General features: G+C 43.5%; 1 rRNA gene. It reads left to right on the top strand.

Annotated features, from left to right (window positions below):
- Window positions 1–110 (top strand): 5S ribosomal RNA (gene rrf, locus B5E77_RS16740); the annotation flags it as partial.
- Window positions 111–529 lie beyond the last annotated feature (419 nt).

Below are 529 nucleotides of genomic sequence, written 5' to 3'. Positions count from 1 at the left end.
CGATGCGCGTGGGGGTCACACCCGTACCCATCCCGAACACGATGGTTAAGCCCCATACGGCCGATGGTACTATGCTGGAGACGGCATGGGAGAGCAGGTGGCTGCCGGATTCCCTAAAAAAGAAAGCTGGAAGACAGCTTCTATATATAGATACAGACATATCTGAGTGGGACGTGAAAAGCCTGCGGGAAAAGATGTGTTAACCCTATCAGCAGGGCAGTGCTGTTCTATATAACTGGTTTTAACCAGTGATTAGAGGTTTCAAGAGATTGAGATTTCTAATGACTGATTAAGATATCAGTCTGCCAGAATTGTACCTTGAAAACTATATACTGAAAATATCCAGTTAAATCGAAGATTTAACAATACAAGACATCCGAGGTGATTATCCTTAGGCTTCTCGAAAGAGAAGACGAAAGTAATCACAGGAAGGAATCGAAAGAGGACTTCCAGAGGAAACAAACCTCTTAAAAAATAACCTATGGCCCTCATGCAACGCTATGCATGAGTGTTGAACGAGAAGAAGTTT

It is taken from the genome of Lachnoclostridium sp. An131, assembly GCF_002160825.1.
GTDB lineage: Bacteria > Bacillota > Clostridia > Lachnospirales > Lachnospiraceae > Laedolimicola.
Note: the sequence above shows the minus strand (reverse complement) of the source record. Positions and strands in the feature narration are given on the sequence as shown.